General features: G+C 37.6%; 1 protein-coding gene. It reads right to left on the bottom strand.

Features of this window, described 5'->3' with window-relative positions; genetic code table 11:
* Nucleotides 1-121: 121 nt before the first annotated feature.
* Entirely contained in the window at nt 122-1,774 is a 1,653-nt protein-coding gene (locus CJF42_RS25810) for a fibronectin type III domain-containing protein (RefSeq protein WP_095369349.1), read from the bottom strand.
* Nucleotides 1,775-1,920: the final 146 nt, after the last annotated feature.

Below are 1,920 nucleotides of genomic sequence, written 5' to 3'. Positions count from 1 at the left end.
GTTTGTAATGGTGCACTTAACAATTGAATGTTTTTGATTTGTATGCTACTCGTTTTTGGCGTAACAACTAAATGAATAAAACCATCATCACTACAATGATTTATGTCATTACATAAGTCAGTCATGGAATTGGAGTGCCCAATAGGTCAATTTTTAAAGATATCACTTTATTTTCAACATAAGTTGACGGTAAAGACCACAATTCAGAGCATACGTCTTGATTACAAGCCGACAAACGATAACTTCTATTAAAAACAGCAGTTTCATTCTCCCAAATTTTACTACCCGCATAATATGTTCCGAAGGCAGCAGTCCAATCTCCCTCTCCATCACGATACTGAAGCTTGTAAGAGTCAGCTCCAATTACAACATCCCATGTCAGCTCAATACCGTTTACAACATTACTTAATTTGAGGTTCATTGGTGTGCTAAGCTTAACAACTGATGCATCAGACCAATCTGAACAACCTGATGTATTACACCCAGATAAACGATAATATCGCACTTGCGTAAAAGGGGTAGACCAAACCTGTTTAACGCCTTTTAAACGCGTGTCAGAGTCATCCCAATTCCCATCCCCATCGTGATATTGAACTTTAAAATAATCAGCATACGGTACTTCCTTCCATGTCAAAGTAGTGGTATTTTCTGTAAATGAAGCTTCTAAATTTGTTGGGGCATCAGGTTTAGGGTAAATAGTTACTGCATTTGAAGCCTGAGACCATTGTTCAAAACAAACCGAACTATTATTACAAGCACGCATACGGTAACTTCTTTGGTTTAGAGCAGGTGCGTCTGGCCAAGAGTGTGTGCCATTACGGTAATTACCATAAGAAGGTTTCCAATCCCCAGAACCATCTCGATATTCTAATTCGTAGTAAGTTGCACCTTCAACCTGTTTCCATGTTAATACAAGTGTTTTACCGTTTACCTTTGCAACAGGGGCTTCAGGCAGCACAGTTAATTCTATAGGCAATACTGGCAATGTTGTTGTTATCAATAGTTGCTGGCCAGCAATACCCGAACATGCAAATGCTATAGTGATATTATCTTTAATATCACTATAGGTTTTGTTGCCCGTTGTTATGATATTTGAATTATCTAATTGGCAACTTAAAGCATTATTACTACTCCAGCTCAGCTCAGAGGATCCACCATAACGAATGCTGGAAGGAGTCCAACTGACATTGCCGGTTAACTTGGGTGGTGGGTCAACTATTAATGATGCTGATACAGTGATAGTTTGATCAGCTTCGCCAACACAAGTAAAGTAAGTTTCTTTATTTGCGGTATTATTTACTGAATTCCAATTGCCAACTAATCCTTTATTTGACCCATCTAACTTACAACTAGAGGCATTACTACTGCTCCAACTTAATGTTGAACTTTGTCCATATTGTATATTTGCTGGAGACCAATTCACACTAGCCAATAATTTCGGAGGCAAAATATTTATCTGATTTGATGCACCAGACCAACCATAGCAAGTGGCATTATCACACGCTCGCATGCGATAACTTCGCTGAATCAAATAAGGCGCATTTGGCCATGTCTGACTACCATTATAATATTTACCATAAGAGGTTCCCCAACTACCATAGCCGTCACGGTAGCCCAATTGATAATAAACAGCACCCGACACAGTCCCCCATGATAAAGTAACCGTTTTACCACTAACACTGGCAGATGGAGTCGAAGGGGTGTCAAGTGAATATGATGCAAAGCTTACTAAGCAACATAAAGTGACAAAAAAGTTAAATAAATACTTAAACATTAAAAACTATCTTATTAGGGTAATATTTTCATACTGGCATTATACTTAAATAGAGTTCCCTTTCAATATAATTCATTTAAAAAATAATAACTTATCAAGGATAATAGTAACTTCTCAAAAAGTAGTGGTAACCTGAACTTTCTGAA

Source organism: Pseudoalteromonas sp. NBT06-2, assembly GCF_002276045.1.
Taxonomy (GTDB): Bacteria; Pseudomonadota; Gammaproteobacteria; order Enterobacterales; family Alteromonadaceae; genus Pseudoalteromonas.
The sequence above is the reverse complement of the archived record's forward strand: the minus strand, read 5'-3'. Positions and strand labels throughout refer to the sequence as shown.

Excerpts from the sequence above, each read along its gene's own strand:
- CJF42_RS25810 (WP_095369349.1), bottom strand. The coding sequence starts at position 1,774 with ATGTTTAAGTATTTATTTAACTTTTTTGTCACTTTATGTTGCTTAGTA.